Genomic DNA, 15517 nt, shown 5'->3' with positions numbered 1-15517 from the left:
CTCACAAGCACGGGTTGGTGCTCGAGTCGACCACCTTGTCCTTGAGCGAGTCCGGGATCGCCGATTGCACGCGCACGCCCGGCCAGTCCGCCCCGATCACGAGCTGGACGATCGGGCCGTCGGGCGGCTCGGCGACCTTGGACTTGTACGGCTGGGTGTTGACCGGCTTGACCTTGCCGGCCACCGCGGTCCGCTTGTCCTGGGACAGCCGGACGGCAACCGCGTCGGCGTAGGCCGATCCGTCCTGGGCGTCCTTCTTCGCGTAGCGGATCGCGGTGGTCGCGGTCGCGGGAGCGTTGCCGACCTCGATGACGGCGAAGCCCTGGGCGGCCAGCTCGTCGGCCACCTGGACGGCCTTGCCCGCCTCGCCGGTGGCGTTGAGCACCTGGACGCGCACCTCCTCGTGCTCGATCTTCGGCGTGGCGGACGTGCCGGGGGTCGGCGTGGCGGTGACCTCGACGTCGCTGCGTACGGACTCGAAGAAGTTCTTCGCGGCCGGCTGGCTGAACTGCACCCGGTTCTTGTCCCCCGGATACGCCTCGACGGGCACCGTGATGCCCTTGAGCTCCTTGGCGGTCAGCCCCCTGACGCTGTTGGCGATCTCCAGCATCCGCTCGAACGTCAGCTCGCTGTCCACGGTGACCGCGGCGGCAGCAGAGCGCAGGAACCCGTCCAGCCTGATGGGGTTGGTGAGCAGGCCGCCGTCGGTGACCTTCTTCAGCACCTGGGTGAGGAAGACCTGCTGACGCTGGATCCTGCTCAGGTCGCTGCCGTCGCCCAGCGCGTAGCGGGTGCGTACGTAGCCGAGCGCCTGCTCGCCGTTGACCACGTGCTTGCCCGCGGGGAGCACCAGCTTCGCCTTGGGGTCGTTGACCGGCTTGGGCAGGCAGATCTCGATGCCGCCGACGGCGTCGATGATGCCCTTGAAGCCGGTGAAGTCGACCTTCACAAAGTGGTTGATCTTGATGTTGGTGAGCGATTCGAGTGTCTTGATGGTGCAGTTGATGCCGCCGTCGTTGAAGGCGGAGTTGATCTGCCGGATCCCGCCGGGCAGCACGGCGCCGTTCCTGCCCTGACACTCGGGGATCGCCACCATGGAGTCGCGGGGGAAGCTGATCATGGTGGCCTTGTCCCTGTTCGGAGAGATGTGCAGCAACATGATCGTGTCGGTGCGCTCCCCCAGCCCCTGCGACTTGGGGCCGTACGTCTTGTTGTCGCCCTCACGTGAGTCGGACCCGACGAGCAGCACGTTGAGCGCCCCGGTCTCCGGCGGCCGGCTCGGGCCGACGACGATGGGGTTGCGGGGAATGCTGCCGTCGATGCTCCGGTAGTACGCGTACGCGCCCAGCGTGGTGGCCACCAGCACGAACGTCAGTGCCACGCTCACCCAGCCCAGGGGCGTCAGCGGATTCCTGCGGGGCCGCGGGTCGAGCTTCCTGGACCGGCGCGGCACGGGGGCGACGCGAGTATCGCCGGCCACCTCGCCAGGGCGCCCTCGCACGCGCTCCACCCCCTGCGTCATGATCGCGAAGCATAGTCACCAACAGGGGCCCCCGACGGCGAATCACCACCACTCCACCGCCCCCACGCTCAGTTCGCCCCTCCGAGGCGCGGCAGACTATGACCTTTCCGCCACTCCTCCATCACCTGACCCTGGGGAGGGCATGGGACGCGGACTAGTTACTCACGAGTAGCATAAGCGTGGAACCCCTTCCAGCAGCGAGGAGCGAATCCGTGCCTTCCTCTCGTGACGTCGTGTTCGTCGACGGCGTGCGCACGCCTTTCGGCAGGTCAGGGCCGAAGGGACTGTACGCCGAGACCCGCGCCGACGACCTGGTCGTCCGTGTCATCCGCGAGCTCATCCGGCGTAATCCCAACCTGCCCCCCGAGCGCGTGGACGAGGTCGCCATCGCCGCGACCACGCAGATCGGCGACCAGGGCCTGACCATCGGCCGGTCGGCGGCCGTGCTGGCCGGGCTGCCCAAGAGCGTGCCCGGCTACGCCATCGACCGCATGTGCGCGGGCGCGATGACCGCGGTCACCACGGTCGCGGGCGGCATCGCGTTCGGCGCGTACGACGTGGCGATCGCGGGCGGCGTCGAGCACATGGGCCGCCACCCGATGGGCGAGGGCGTCGACCCCAACCCCCGCTTCCTGTCGGAGAAGCTGGTCGATCCGAGCGCGCTGGTCATGGGCATGACGGCGGAGAACCTGCACGACCGCTACCCGTCGATCTCCAAGGAGCGCGCGGACGCGTACGCGGTGCTCTCGCAGGAGAAGGCGGCCAAGGCGTACGCCGACGGCAAGATCCAGCCCGACCTGGTCCCGACCGCGATCAGGACGGCCGAGAAGGGCTGGGGCCTGGCCGTCGAGGACGAGGCGCCGCGGCCGGGCACCACGATGGAGGGGCTGAGCGGCCTCAAGACGCCGTTCCGGCCGCACGGCAACGTCACGGCGGGCAACTCCTCCGGCATCAACGACGGCGCCACCGGCTGCGTCGTGGCCGCCAAGGACGTCGCCGAGGAGCTGGGGCTGGCGCCGAAGATGCGGCTGGTGTCGTACGCGTTCGCGGGCGTCGACCCCGAGGTCATGGGCGTGGGCCCGATCCCGTCCACGGAACGGGCGCTCCGGCTGGCGAATCTCGATATTTCGGATATTGGGCTGTTCGAGATCAACGAGGCGTTCGCCGTACAGGTCCTGGCGTTCCTCGACCACTTCGGCATCGACGGCGACGACCCCCGCGTGAACCCCTACGGCGGCGCGATCGCCTACGGCCACCCGCTCGCCTCTTCGGGCGTGCGGCTGATGACACAGCTCGCCCGGCAGTTCGGCGAGCGTCCCGACGTGCGTTACGGCATCACCACGATGTGCGTCGGCATGGGCATGGGCGGCACTGTGATCTGGGAGAACCTGGCATGAGCAACCTTGAGACCTGGCGAGCGCTGCTCAGCGACCGCAACTCCGACGAAGTCGTCACCAAGGCGCTGGTACGGGACGTGCAGCTGCCCTACGGCGCGGGCACGATGGCGCTGATCACGCTGGACAACGGCTTCGACCACACCAAGCCCAACACGTTCGGCCCGCACGGCCTGTTCGCGCTGAACGAGGCGCTGTCGCAGATCGCCGGGCGCACCGACCTGGCCGCGGTCGGCGTGACGGGCAAGCCGTTCATCTTCGCCGTCGGCGCCGACCTCAAGGGCGCGGCCCAGGTGGCCTCCCGCGAGGAAGCTCTGGCCATCGGCGCGCTCGGCCACCACGTCTTCCGCAGGCTGGGCGAGCTGCCGATCCCGTCGTTCGCGTTTGTCAACGGCGCGGCCATGGGCGGCGGCCTGGAGGTGGCACTCCACTGCACGTACCGGACGATCTCCTCCGGCGTGCCCGCGGTGGCACTGCCGGAGTGTTTCCTCGGCCTGGTGCCGGGCTGGGGCGGCACGCAGCTGCTGCCGCGGCTGATCGGCCCGGCGAAGGCGATCAAGCTGATCGTCGAGAACCCGCTCGCGCAGAACCGCATGATCAAGGGCAAGGACGCGTTCGAGCTCGGCGTCGCGGACGCCATGTTCGAGCCGGCCGATTTCCTGGAGGAGTCGCTGCGCTGGGCCGCCCGCGTGCTCCAGGGCGAGGTGAGCGTCGAGCGCCGCTCCCACGACGGCTGGGAGAAGGCGGTCGCCGACGCCCGCTTCCTGGTGGACATGAAGCTGCGTGGCGCCTCCCCCGCTCCCTACCGGGCGCTCGACCTGATCGCCCTCACCGAGACCGCCACCCGAGACGAGGGCTTCGCCGCCGAGGACGAGGCACTGGCCGACCTGCTCATGGGCGACGAACTGCGGGCCGGGCTCTACGCCTTCGACCTGGTGCAGCGCCGGGCCAAGCGGCCCGCGGGCGCGCCGGACAAGTCGCTGGCCCGCAAGGTCACCAAGGTCGGCATCGTCGGTGCGGGGTTGATGGCCTCGCAGATGGCGCTGCTGTTCGCTCGCCGCCTTGAGGTGCCCGTCGTCATGACGGACCTCGACCAGGCCAGGCTCGACAAGGGTGTGGAGTACGTACGCGCCGAGGTCGGCAAGCTCCTCGCCAAGGGCCGCGTCAGCGAGGACCAAGCCAACCGGCTCACGTCCCTGGTGACCGGCTCGCTGACCAAGGACGCCTTCGCCGACGCCGACTTCGTGATCGAGGCCGTGTTCGAGGACATGGCGGTCAAGAAGCAGGTGTTCGGCGAGGTCGAAGCGGTCGTGGAGCCGACGTGCGTGCTGGCCACGAACACCTCCTCGTTGTCGCTGACCGAGATGGGCGCCGGGCTGAAGCACCCGGAGCGGCTGGTCGGGTTCCATTTCTTCAACCCGGTCGCCGTCATGCCGCTGCTGGAAATCATCAAGGGCGCGGCGACCGACGACGCCACGCTGGCCACGGCCTTCGCCGTCGGCAAGTCGCTGAAGAAGTCGTCGGTGCTGGTCAAGGACGCTCCGGCGTTCGTGGTCAACCGGTTGCTGACCTGCTTCATGGGCGAGGTCGTCGCGGCCGTGGACGAGGGCACGCCACTGGAGGTGGCCGAGCACGCGCTCGACGGGCTGGGGCTGCCGATGACGCCGTTCGCGTTGCTGCAGCTCGTCGGCCCGGCGGTCGGCCTGCACGTAGCCGAGACCCTGCACGAGGCGTTCCCTGACCGCTTCGGCGTCTCGGAGAACATGGCCAAGCTGGTCGCCGCGGGCAAGCCGGGCGTCTACCGCCCCGACTTCACGCTCGACCCGGAGGCGGTGGCGCTCTTCGCGGGCGGCGCCGCACCGTCCACCGCCGAGCAGGTACGCGAACGCGTCCTGACGGCGCTGGCCACGGAGATCCGCATCATGCTCGACGAAGGCGTGGTCGCGGCGCCGCAGGACATCGACCTGTGCGTGATCCTCGGCGCGGGCTGGCCGTTCCACCTGGGGGGCATCACGCCTTATCTGGACAGGACCGGCATCGCCCAGCCCCGGTTCCTTCCTCCGGGTGTGGCCTCACTCCCCGCCTGATTCTTTGCGGGGGCCCGACCAGGGCTCCCGCTTTTCATGACCTTCACCTCCGTAGCGTTTGGTGCCGCACGACGAACGGAGGGTAATCATGATGCGAACGATCGGTACGATCGCGCTCTGCGCGGCGTTCCTGGCGTGCTCGTCCCCCGCCGCGCAGGCGGCCCGCCCACCCAAGGGCAAACTGAAGATCGCGATCGCTACGAAGGGCAGCCCGACGCGGGGCGGCACGCTCCGCTGCGGTCCCGACGGCGGCACCCATCCCCACCCACGCGCAGCCTGCGACGTGATCCGCAAGATCGGGGGCGACTTCAACCAGATCCACGTCCCGGCGGACGAGACCTGCGATCAGAAGCTCGAGCCGTACGCGGTGGCGATCACGGGCACCTGGCGCGGCAAGAAGGTGGAGTGGAGCAAGGGATACCGCAACTTCTGCGTGATGCAGGCCGCGGGCGGGAAGCTGCTCTCCTGACCGGTGCGGGGCGGGCTAGCGCCCGCCCTTCACGGGCGCGGCCGTCCTGCTGTGCCAGTAGCTGTAGCCGAAGTAGATGACCACGCCGACGGCCATCCAGATCAGGAACCGCAGCCAGGTCTCGACCGGCAGGTTCAGCATCAGGTAAATGCAGGCCAGCACGGACAGGATCGGCAGCAGCGGCACGAGCGGCGCGCGGAAGGCGCGGGGCAGGTCCGGCCGGGTGCGCCTGAGCACGACCACGCCGATCGAGACCACCACGAACGCGAACAGCGTGCCGATGTTGACCAGCTCGGCCAGCTCCTCGAAGTCCACGAAACCGGCCAGCGCCATCGTCACCACGCCGATCACGACGGTGAGCCTGGTCGGCGTGCCGAACCGGGGGTGGACCGCCGCCAGCGCGCGCGGCATCAGCCCGTCACGGGACATCGCGAACAACACCCGGGTCTGGCCCAGCAGCAGCACCAGCACCACGGTCGTCAGGCCGGCGATCGCGCCCACGCTGATGATCGTGGCCAGCCACGGGTGCCCGACGGCCCGGAAGGCGTCCGACAGCGGCGCGGACGTGCTCAGCTGGCTGTAGTTCTGCATGCCCACGACGACCAGCGAGACGGCGACGTACAGGAACGTGCAGATCGCCAGTGAGCCGAGAATGCCGCGGGGCACGTCCCGCTGCGGCTCGAGGGTCTCCTCCGCGGCGGTGGCGACGATGTCGAAGCCGATGAAGGCGAAGAACACGATCGCCGCGGCGCTGAAGATGCCGATCACGCCGAAGGCCACCGGCGTGATCCCGAACAGCACCTGGATCAGCGGCGCGTTCAGTCCGCCGACGCGCGGTGTGGACACCGCCTCGGGGATGAACGGCGTGTAGTTGGCGGCCCGGATGAAGAACAGCCCGGCGATGATGACGAGCAGCACCACCGCGACTTTGGTGACCACCAGGACGAGGTTGACCCGGGAGGAGAGCTTGATGCCGGCGACCAGGATCGCGGTGAGGATGGCGATGATGAGCACGGCGGGGACGTTGACCACGGGATTCGCCCCGGCGATGGACTCCGGCAGGGGGATGCCGATGGAGGCCAGCATCGAGGCGAAATAGCCGGACCAGCCGGTCGCCACCACGGCCGCCGCCAGCGCCAGCTCCAGGAGCAGGTCCCAGCCGATCACCCAGGCGGGGAACTCGCCCAGGGTGGCGAAGGCGAACGTGTAGGCCGACCCGGCCACCGGGATCGTGGAGGCGAACTCGGCGTAGCACAGGGCGGCCAGCCCGCAGACGATGCCCGCCACGACGAACGACAGCGCCACCGCAGGCCCCGCCAGTCCTTTCGCGACCGTTCCTGTGAGCACGAAGATCCCGGTGCCGATGATCACGCCGATGCCGAAGACCGTGAGGTCCGTGGCGGTCAGGCGTTTACGCAGCTGATGCTCGGGATCCTCGGTGTCACGGATCGACTGCTCGACGGACTTCGTACGAAAGATCTCCACGGCCAGTGATCCTTCCCATACGCTAGGCGATCATTCCTTGATTCCTTGACGGGGATGGTTCCGTGACGTTCCCGATGATCCTCCCGGATCGGGGTAGCGGTCCTGGACTATGTCCCATGGTCTGCTCGACACTCTGGCCCGGCAAGACCTCGGCGTGGTGATGCTGCTCCTGCTGGTCTTCCTGACGCTGGACGCCTCGGTCGGAGTCGGCCTGATCACGCCGGGCGACACCCTGCTGCTGGTCGCGGGCGCCAGCGCGGACAGTGCGCCGGAGGCGCTGGCGCTGATCGGCGCGGGCATGCTGGCGTGCTTCGCAGGCGCCTCGGGCGGCCATTTCCTGGGCCGCCGGTACGGGACCCGGCTGCGGCACGGGCGGCTTGGGCGGCGCGTCGGCGAGGCCCGGTGGCAGCGCGCGGAGCAGCTGTTCGAGCGCAAGGGATGGGCGCTGGCGCTGGCGTATTTCCTGCCGGTGCTGCACGCGCTGACCCCGGCCGTGGCGGGCACGGTCGGCATGCCCTATCGCACGTTCATGCCGTGGGCGATGGCCGGCAGCACGGCCTGGGTGAGCGCGTACGTCACGCTCGGCGCCGTGGCGGGTGGTGTGGCGCGGCAACACGCGGAGTGGCTGGTGCCGATCGCGGCCGCGGCGGTGATCGTCGTGCTGGGGATCTCCGCCGCGGTCCGCAGGGCGCTCACTGGCGGGCAGGCTCCACGTGGGAGGTCCGCTTCGCGACGGCCTCGGTGATCTGGCGGGCGAGGTCCTGGCCGGTCAGGCCGATCTGGCCGAGGATCGCGGCCCGCTTGGCGTGGTCGAGGAACTCCTGCGGGATGCCGTAGGTGCGCACGGGCACGTCGACGTCGGCGTCGCGCAGCAGCCGCGCCACGGCGTCGCCCACTCCGCCGACCCGGCCGTTGTCCTCCACGACGGCCACCAGCTTGTGCGCGCTCGCGGCCAGCACGAGCGCCTCGTCCAGCGGCTTGACCCAGCGCGGGTCGACCACGGTGGCCGCGATGCCCTGGGCGTCGAGCATGACGGCCGCGTCCAGGCAGACCTGCGCCATCGGCCCCACACCGACCAGCAGCACGTCAGGCTCTCCCACGGGGGCGCGCAGCAGATCCATCTCGCCCAGCTTGCCGACCGGCTCGACCGCCTCGGCCACCGGGCCTTTGGGGAAACGCAGCACGGTCGGGCCGTCGGTGACCTCCACGGCCTCGCGCAGCAACTCGGTGAGCCGGTCCCCGTCGCGCGGCACCGCGATCCTGAGCCCGGGCACCACTTGGAGGATGGACAGGTCCCACATGCCGTTGTGGCTGGCGCCGTCGTCACCCGTGACGCCCGCCCGGTCGAGCACGACGGTCACCGGCAGCCGGTGCAGGGCGACGTCCATGAGGAGCTGGTCGAAGGCCCGGTTGAGGAACGTGGCGTAGACGGCCACGACCGGGTGCATGCCGCCGAGTGCCAGCCCGGCGGCGCTGGTCAGCGCGTGCTGCTCGGCGATGCCCACGTCGTAGATGCGCTCGGGGTAGGCCTCGGCGAACGCGTTGAGCCCCGTCGGGTGGAGCATGGCCGCGGTGATGGCGACGATGTCGTCCCGCTCTTTGCCGAGCCGGACGAGCTCCTCGCTGAACACGTTGGTCCAGATGCGGCCCTTGGGCTTCTCCTGGCCCGTGACCTTGTCGAAAGGTCCGGGGCCGTGGAACTGGTCCTCGTCGTGGTTTTCCGCCGGCGTGTAGCCGCGGCCCTTCTGGGTGACCGCGTGCACGATGACGGGGCCGCGGAAGTCGCGGGCCTTGCGCAGGGCGGCCTCCATGGCCTGCTCGTCGTGGCCGTCGATGGGGCCGAGGTATTTCAGCCCGAGGTCCTCGAACATGACCTGCGGCGCCAGCACGTCCTTGACGCCCTTCTTCACGCCGTGCAGCGCGTCGTAGAGCAGCGGAACGTTGCCGATCTTGTCCTTGACGTAGTCGAGGAAGTCCTCATAGCGGCGGTTGACCCGCAGTGAGGACAGGTGGGAGGCGAGCCCGCCGATCGTGGGCGAGTAGGAGCGGCCGTTGTCGTTGACCACGATCACGACCGGCAGGTCCGCGCCGGCGGCGATGTTGTTGAGCGCCTCCCAGGCCATGCCTCCGGTCAGCGCGCCGTCGCCGATCACCGCGACGACCGTGCGGTCGTGCTCGCCGCGCACCTTGAACGCCTTGGCCAGCCCGTCGGCGTAGGACAGCGCGGTCGAGGCGTGGGAGTTTTCCACGAAGTCGTGCTCGGACTCGGCCTGGCTCGGATAGCCGGACAGGCCGCCCTCCTGCTTGAGCGCCGCGAACCCGGCGGCCCGGCCGGTGAGGAGCTTATGCACGTAGGCCTGGTGTCCGGTGTCCCAGACGATCGGGTCGCGCGGGGAGTCGAAGACGCGGTGCACGGCGAGGGTGAGCTCCACGACACCGAGGTTGGGGCCCAGATGGCCGCCGAATCTCGCGCACGAGTCGACGAGCAGGTCACGGATCTCCCCCGCGAGCCCCGGCAGCTCCTCTGCCGCCAGCCGTTTGACGTCGTCCGGTCCCTTGATCGAGCCCAGCAACCCGCTCACGGATCCGACTCCCCTCTGCTCTTGTGCGCCGACCCCCCGAGTGTAGTTCGCGGACGCCTCGCTGACTCCATCGAGTCAAACGCACCCACATATGTCCGATCTTGACCTAGTCTTTCGGTACCTATGAACTCCGTCCCCATAAGCAAACTTGTGGCACTCGTCGCCGCGCTTCTGGCGCTCGCTCTGGCGGCGGCCGGTCTGGTGCTCGTGCTCGCCGACGTGGCCACGACCTCGACGGAGTCGGCCAACGAGGCCCAGCAGATCGTCTCACCGCCGGTGAAGGCGGCCGACGGGAAGAAGGCGGCGCCGGGCAAGGCGCTGGCCACGGCGAACCCGCTCTACAAGACGGGGCGGCTGGCCGACGTGAACTGCTCGCCCGGTCACCTGCCGGCCGGCAGCATGACGGCGTACCGGCGTTTCCTCACCCGCGTCACCGGGTGCCTGAACAGGGCGTGGGGCGCCCAGTTCCGCAAGGCCGGGCTGCCCTTCGCCAAGCCGCGCCTGCGCATCATCACCAGCAAGATCAAGACGCCCTGTGGGTCCTGGAACACCGGCGCCGACGGCGTCTACTGCTCCACCGACCGCACCATGTACCTGATGATCAGCCGGGACCAGCTGCGCAACCCGTTCCCGCTGGGCATCACGCGGCTGATCGCCCACGAGTACGGCCACCACGTCCAGCAGATCTCCGGCATCTGGAACTACTACTGGACGGCAAGGATGGGAGCGACCAAGGCCCAGCGGCTCATGCTCTCGCGCAAGTCGGAGCTGCAGGCCGAGTGCTTCTCGTCGATCTTCATGAGCACGATGCAGGGCACGCCGCTGGTCACCGACGCGGACTGGGCGTACACGGTGGACTGGTTCAGGAAGAACGGCGCCAAGGGGTGGCCGCAGAACGACCACGGCAAGGGCCCGACGCAGGCCGCCTGGATGTCACGGGGCTTCAACCGCGGCACTCCTGGCTCATGCAACACGTGGGCCGCGAACCATCGCAATGTCAACTGACGCCACGCTTTAATCTTCCTTTACCTGGAACTCCCTCTTTACTAGGGTTCGTTCCCATGCGTATCCCCCGATTGGCGCTCATGGCGGGCGCCCTGGCGAGCGTGCTGTTCGCCGGCACGGCCCCTGCGGCAGCCGTCTCCGCTCCGGTGTACAAGCCGGTCCTGGCCAAGAACGCGATTTACAAGACGGGCGAGCTGGGCCTCGAGACCTGCGAGGAGCCGAAGGTCTTGACCGGGAGCGCGGAAGAGGTCAAGGGCTATATGGACGTGGTCCTCGACTGCCTCAACGCCGCCTGGGAACCGAAGATCAAGAAGGCCGGCTTCGCCTTCAGCAAGCCCTCGTTCCAGGTGGTCACCAAGGTCGGCGCGGCGACCGGATGCGGCAAGTACCCCGCGGGCGCCCTGGCACTGTACTGCCCGACGAACAAGAAGATCAGCCTCCTGGTCCAACCGGCCCTCGTCGAGGAGCAGTCGGACATGCTCCTACTGGTGACCGTCGCCCACGAGTACGGCCACCACATCCAGCAGCTCACGGGCATGTTCAAGGGCCTGACGCGCTACAACGGCAAGAACTTGGCCAGGGCGCTGGACGAGCTGCGCCGCTTGGAGTTGCAGGCCGAATGCCTGTCCGGGGCGTTCATCGGCGACGTGTGGCACACGCTGGGCCGCCGGCAGACCGAGTTCGACCTCCTCGTCAAGGCCGGCGGTAGCGGCGGCGGCCTGGGTCTCATCGGGGTGAATGCGGAGGACTGGGGCTCGAAGACGCACGGCAAGCCCACCACGGTGGGCCGCTGGCTGAAGCGCGGCTTCGACACCGAGTCCGCGGGCGGCTGCAACACCTTCAAGGCGCCGAAGTCGCAAGTACTCTAGGACAAATCCCGACATATTGATCTATTATCCGCGGTCGTGCGCACTCTTCTCGTAGCGGCAGCTACGTGCACGGTCGCGGGTCTTCTCTTATCGGGGCCGGCCCGGGCGGCGGCGCCGGGCACTCCCCAGGCCGGCTTGTCCGACGTGATGGGCGGTGACCAGCTCCGCCTGACATGCGCGATCCCCGCGATCCGGGCAGGGGTCGTCGCCTCGCTGAAGTCCTTCCACCGGGCGATGGCCCGCTGCGCCGACCGGTTCTGGGCCGATCGCTTCGCGGCCGCCGGGCTGGCGTACAGCGCTCCCGAGGTGACGGTCACGACAGGCGCCGACTCCGTCTGCGGGAAGATCACCAGCAGCGGCGCCCACTACTGCCCGCACCAGCGCACGATCGTCATCCGCATCACGAGACAGGACCTGCGGGACCCCTTCAGGATGAACATGGCGCACTCCGTCGCCCACGAGTGGGGGCACCACGTGCAGCAGCTCACCGGCGTGCTGGACGCGCAGAGCGCGCTGTACTGGCCGGCGTCCGGCAGCGCGCGCACCTTGCTCAGCCATCGTCTTGAGATGCAGGCCGAGTGCTTCGCCGGAGTCTTCTACGGTGCGACGCTCGAGTCGATCAAGCCCGGGATCGAGTGGGAGGAATGGATCGACGCCGTCCGGCGGGCCGAGGAGAGCGAGATCCACGGCAAGCCGAAGAACCTGGCGTTCTGGCAGGACCGCGGCTATCGGGGCGGGGCCACGGGCTTCTGCAACACGTGGACGGCGACCAAGGCCAAGGTCACCTGAGAGGATCAGGTGTTGGCGCGGGCCAGGACTTCCAGGGGGTCGGCGAGGACGTGGGCGAAGGCCAGCTCGGCGGCGCCCACCAGCGTGGCCGCGTCCCCCAGCGCCGAGGTGCGCAACCGCAGCCGCTCCCGCTGCGGCGCCATGGCGTGCAGGGCCAGCTGCGTACGCACCTGCGCCGCCGACCCGAGATAGACCTCACGCAACATCCCCCCGAAGATCAGCAGTTCCGGGTTGAAGATGTTCACCAGGTTCGCGAGGCCCAGCCCCAGCCACTCGCCGATCCGGCTCAGCGCCTCCTGCGCGACGATGTCCCCCCGGTCCGCGGCCTCGACCACGGCCCGCACCGCGTCCCGCCCCTGCGGCCCGGCCCCGAACCGACCGGCCGCCTCCAGCAGGGCCCGCTCCCCCACCTCCGCCTCCAGGCAGCCGTGTGAGCCGCAGCCGCACGCCCGGCCGCCCGGGTTGACCACCATGTGGCCGATCTCACCGCCGTAGCCGTCGTGGCCGCCGAGCAGATGCCCTCCCGCGATGATCCCGCCGCCGATCCCCACGTCGCCGTGCAGGTAGATGAGGTCACGGACGGCGACGCCGACGCCGCGGCTGTGTTCGGCCAGCGCGGCCAGGTTGGCGTCGTTGCCCACGCTGACCGGCAGCCCCAGACCCAGCTTGCGGCCCAGCTCCTCGCCGAACGGCACCTTCTCGGCCTTCAGATTGGGCCCGAACATGACCACGCCGTCGGCCTTGCGCACGCCGCCCGACACGGCCGCCGCCGCGCCGACGCAGACCGTGTCGTCCCTGGTCTTGCGCCGCATCTGGCGGGCGAACCCGGCCAGCTCGCCGATCAGCTCCTCCAGCTCGAACGCGCCCCGCCGCCGGACGGTCTCGAGTTGGTCGAGGATGACCCCGCCGAGACCGACCCGGGCGACGGCGAGCCGGTCGGGACCCACGTCGAAGGCGAACACGTAGACGCGCGCCGACTCGGGCCGCACCACGAGCGAGGGCCGGCCCGCGCGGCCCGTCTCCCGGGGCAGCTCCTCGCGCACCAGCCCGGCGGCGGTGAGATCGGAGGTCAGCGCCATGATCGTGCTGCGGTTGAGCCCCATCTTCGAGGTCAGCTCGGCACGCGAGATCGGCCCGCCGAGGTGGACGTGACGCAGCAGCGCGCCGAGGTTGTGGCGTCTGATGTCCTCTTGTGACGGGCCGGCACGCATGGGCTGGGGTTCCTTCAGGGGCTGCTGGTCGCCGATCACCTTAACCCAGCGGCAGCCGCCCGCTTGCGCGCCAAGGCGTCCACGCCTGCGGCAAGCAGCAGAACGGACCCCGTGACCAGATACTTCACGCTCGCCCCGTATCCCATCAGACCCATGCCGTTCTCGATCACGGCCACCACGGCGCCGCCGAGCACGGCGTCGAGCACCCGGCCCTTCCCGCCGAACAGGCTCGTTCCGCCGATGACCGCGGCGCCGACCGCGTACAGCAGGACGGAGCTGCCGCCCGTGTTCGGGTCGACGGAGCTGGCGCGGGAAGCGGCCACGATGCCGCCGATGGCGGCCATCGAGGAGCAGATCACGAACGCGCTGATCCTGAGCCGGTCGACCGGGATGCCCGCCCTGCGGGCGGCCTCGGTGTTCCCGCCGACCGCATAGAGGTGGCGGCCGAACGCGGTGCGCCGCAGGATCACGGTCCACACGACCAGCAGCACCAGGATGACGGGGACCACGATCGGCACGCCGGTCAGCGAGACCAGCAGGGGGTTGCGGCTGCGCTCCAGGTTGAGCACGAACACCGCGGCCCCGGCCAGCACCGCCAGCGCCCCGACCCGGAAGGCGATCAGCGACAGCGGGTCGGCCACCAGCCCCCGCTTGGCCCGCTTCCTGGCCCGCAGCAGTTGCACGCCCGCGAACACCGCCACGGACAGTGCGTACAGCGCCCAGCCGAGCCACGGCGGCAGGTTCCTGTTCGCGATCGCGACGATCACGGTGTCCCGGATGGAGATGTTCGTGCCCTCGTCGACCAGCACCAGGACCAGGCCCTGGAAGGCGAGGAACGCGGCCAGCGTCACGACGAACGACGGTATGCCAACCTTGGCCACCAGCGTGCCGAGCACGGTCCCGATGATCACGCCGGTGATGATGGCGGCCAGCGCGCACACGTACCAGGGCAGGCCCATGCTGGTGAGCGTGACGGCGAGCACCGCCGCGCACACGCCGCTGGCGAAGCCGGCCGACAGGTCGATCTCGCCGAGCAGCAGGACGAACACCAGGCCCATCGCGATGAGCGTGACGGCGGCGCCCTGGGTGAACAGGTTGGCGAAGTTGCCCGCGGTCACGAAGGACGGGCGGGCCACGGCGAAGACCACGCACAGCACGACCAGGCCGAGCACGGCGGGCAGCGCTCCCATGTCGCCGCCGCGCACCCGCTGGATGTACGCGCGGAAGCTGTTCTTGATCGACGGGGCCTGCGTCGCGGTGACGATGGCCTCGCCGGGGAGTTCTTTGACCTTGATCATGGCGTGACCCCGTTCTTGAGGCCGAGATCCCCGCTGCGGCCCGCGGTGATCAGTTCGACGACCTGGGCGTGCGTCACGTCGGAGGTCTTGACCTGGGCGGCCATCCTGCCGAGGTAGAGCGCCGCGATCCGGTCGGAGACGGCGAACACGTCGTTCATGTTGTGGGAGATGAGGACGACGGCGAGGCCCGTGTCGGCCAGCCTGCGGACGAGTTCGAGCACCTGCGCGGTCTGGGCGACGCCCAGCGCCGCGGTCGGCTCGTCGAGGATGACGACCTTGCTGTTCCACAGCACGGCCTTGGCGATGGCGACGGTCTGCCGCTGCCCGCCGGACAGGCTGGAGACCTGCTGCCGGATGGACTTGACCGTACGCACGGACAGGCTGCTGAGCGTCTTCTCGGCCAGTTCCTCCATGCTGTCCTCGTCCAGCAGGAGCCCGCTCTTGCGCTCCCTGCCGAGGAACATGTTCTGGACGATGTCGAGGTTGTCGCACAGCGCCAGGTCCTGGTAGACGATCTCGATCCCGAGCTCGCCCGCGTCGCGGGGAGTGTGGATCACGACCGGGCGGCCGTCGAAGAGGACCTCGCCCGCGTCGATCGGATAGATGCCGCCGATGCACTTGACCAGCGTCGACTTGCCCGCGCCGTTGTCGCCGACGAGCGCTGTGACCTCGCCGGCGTACGCCGAGAGCTCGACGTTGTGCAGGACTTTCACCGGACCGAAGCTCTTGTCGATCCCGCGCACTTCAAGCAGGGGGGTCATGGGGCTCCCTCAAGGGGGCGCGACCGGCGGCCGCGCCCCCATGGA

13 protein-coding genes are annotated in these 15517 nt (G+C 69.5%); 7 read left to right on the top strand and 6 right to left on the bottom strand.

What is annotated here, in order from left to right:
* Position 1: 1 nt before the first annotated feature.
* Positions 2 to 1522 (bottom strand): LCP family protein, encoded by a 1521-nt coding sequence (locus tag OHA25_RS28430; protein ID WP_327590505.1) that lies wholly within the window; start codon positions 1520 to 1522, stop codon positions 2 to 4.
* 233 nt (positions 1523 to 1755) lie between these two features.
* On the opposite strand from OHA25_RS28430, the gene OHA25_RS28425 reads away from it, so the two are divergent.
* The 3 genes from OHA25_RS28425 to OHA25_RS28415 all read left to right on the top strand — a co-directional run bounded on the left by OHA25_RS28425 (position 1756) and on the right by OHA25_RS28415 (position 5472).
* Positions 1756 to 2919, top strand: coding sequence for a thiolase family protein (locus tag OHA25_RS28425; protein WP_327591056.1), 1164 nt, complete (start codon positions 1756 to 1758; stop codon positions 2917 to 2919).
* Complete coding sequence (locus tag OHA25_RS28420) at positions 2916 to 5003, top strand: 3-hydroxyacyl-CoA dehydrogenase NAD-binding domain-containing protein (RefSeq protein WP_327590504.1); 2088 nt, start codon at positions 2916 to 2918, stop codon at positions 5001 to 5003. Before OHA25_RS28425 ends, OHA25_RS28420 begins: the two co-directional genes overlap by 4 nt.
* A gap of 88 nt (positions 5004 to 5091) precedes the next feature.
* A complete protein-coding gene (locus OHA25_RS28415; protein ID WP_327590503.1) occupies positions 5092 to 5472 on the top strand; it encodes an SSI family serine proteinase inhibitor in 381 nt (126 codons plus the stop codon).
* Positions 5473 to 5487: 15 nt separating this feature from the next.
* Here OHA25_RS28415 and OHA25_RS28410 read toward each other — a convergent pair whose 3' ends face one another.
* Positions 5488 to 6957, bottom strand: a complete 1470-nt coding sequence (locus OHA25_RS28410) for an amino acid permease (protein WP_327590502.1) — start codon at positions 6955 to 6957, stop codon at positions 5488 to 5490.
* Between the two features lie 109 nt (positions 6958 to 7066).
* On the opposite strand from OHA25_RS28410, the gene OHA25_RS28405 reads away from it, so the two are divergent.
* Complete coding sequence (locus OHA25_RS28405) at positions 7067 to 7702, top strand: DedA family protein (RefSeq protein WP_327590501.1); 636 nt, start codon at positions 7067 to 7069, stop codon at positions 7700 to 7702.
* On the opposite strand, the gene dxs is transcribed toward OHA25_RS28405, so the two are convergent.
* Positions 7650 to 9530: a 1-deoxy-D-xylulose-5-phosphate synthase gene (gene dxs, locus OHA25_RS28400; RefSeq protein WP_442942209.1), complete on the bottom strand. Its 1881-nt coding sequence runs from the start codon at positions 9528 to 9530 to the stop codon at positions 7650 to 7652. The genes OHA25_RS28405 and dxs overlap by 53 nt on opposite strands.
* Before the next feature lie 159 nt (positions 9531 to 9689).
* Between dxs and OHA25_RS28395 the strand changes: the two genes are divergently transcribed.
* From OHA25_RS28395 to OHA25_RS28385, 3 genes are read left to right on the top strand one after another with little or no spacing between them, the layout of a single operon-like run.
* Positions 9690 to 10544, top strand: coding sequence for a neutral zinc metallopeptidase (locus OHA25_RS28395; protein ID WP_327590499.1), 855 nt, complete (start codon positions 9690 to 9692; stop codon positions 10542 to 10544).
* A 56-nt stretch (positions 10545 to 10600) separates the two neighbouring features.
* Complete coding sequence (locus tag OHA25_RS28390; protein WP_327590498.1) at positions 10601 to 11413, top strand: neutral zinc metallopeptidase; 813 nt, start codon at positions 10601 to 10603, stop codon at positions 11411 to 11413.
* A gap of 36 nt (positions 11414 to 11449) precedes the next feature.
* A complete protein-coding gene (locus tag OHA25_RS28385) occupies positions 11450 to 12202 on the top strand; it encodes a neutral zinc metallopeptidase (protein WP_327590497.1) in 753 nt (250 codons plus the stop codon).
* 5 nt (positions 12203 to 12207) lie between these two features.
* Here OHA25_RS28385 and OHA25_RS28380 read toward each other — a convergent pair whose 3' ends face one another.
* The 3 genes from OHA25_RS28380 to OHA25_RS28370 are packed head-to-tail and all read right to left on the bottom strand — an operon-like array spanning position 12208 to position 15472.
* Positions 12208 to 13413: an ROK family transcriptional regulator gene (locus OHA25_RS28380; RefSeq protein ID WP_327590496.1), complete on the bottom strand. Its 1206-nt coding sequence runs from the start codon at positions 13411 to 13413 to the stop codon at positions 12208 to 12210.
* A 35-nt stretch (positions 13414 to 13448) separates the two neighbouring features.
* Complete coding sequence (locus OHA25_RS28375; protein WP_327590495.1) at positions 13449 to 14711, bottom strand: sugar ABC transporter permease; 1263 nt, start codon at positions 14709 to 14711, stop codon at positions 13449 to 13451.
* A complete protein-coding gene (locus OHA25_RS28370; RefSeq protein WP_305922625.1) occupies positions 14708 to 15472 on the bottom strand; it encodes an ATP-binding cassette domain-containing protein in 765 nt (254 codons plus the stop codon). The genes OHA25_RS28375 and OHA25_RS28370 overlap by 4 nt, the downstream gene beginning before the upstream one ends.
* Positions 15473 to 15517 lie beyond the last annotated feature (45 nt).

The organism is Nonomuraea sp. NBC_00507 (assembly GCF_036013525.1).
Classification (GTDB): Bacteria; Actinomycetota; Actinomycetes; order Streptosporangiales; family Streptosporangiaceae; genus Nonomuraea.
The sequence above is the reverse complement of the archived record's forward strand: the minus strand, read 5'-3'. Positions and strand labels throughout refer to the sequence as shown.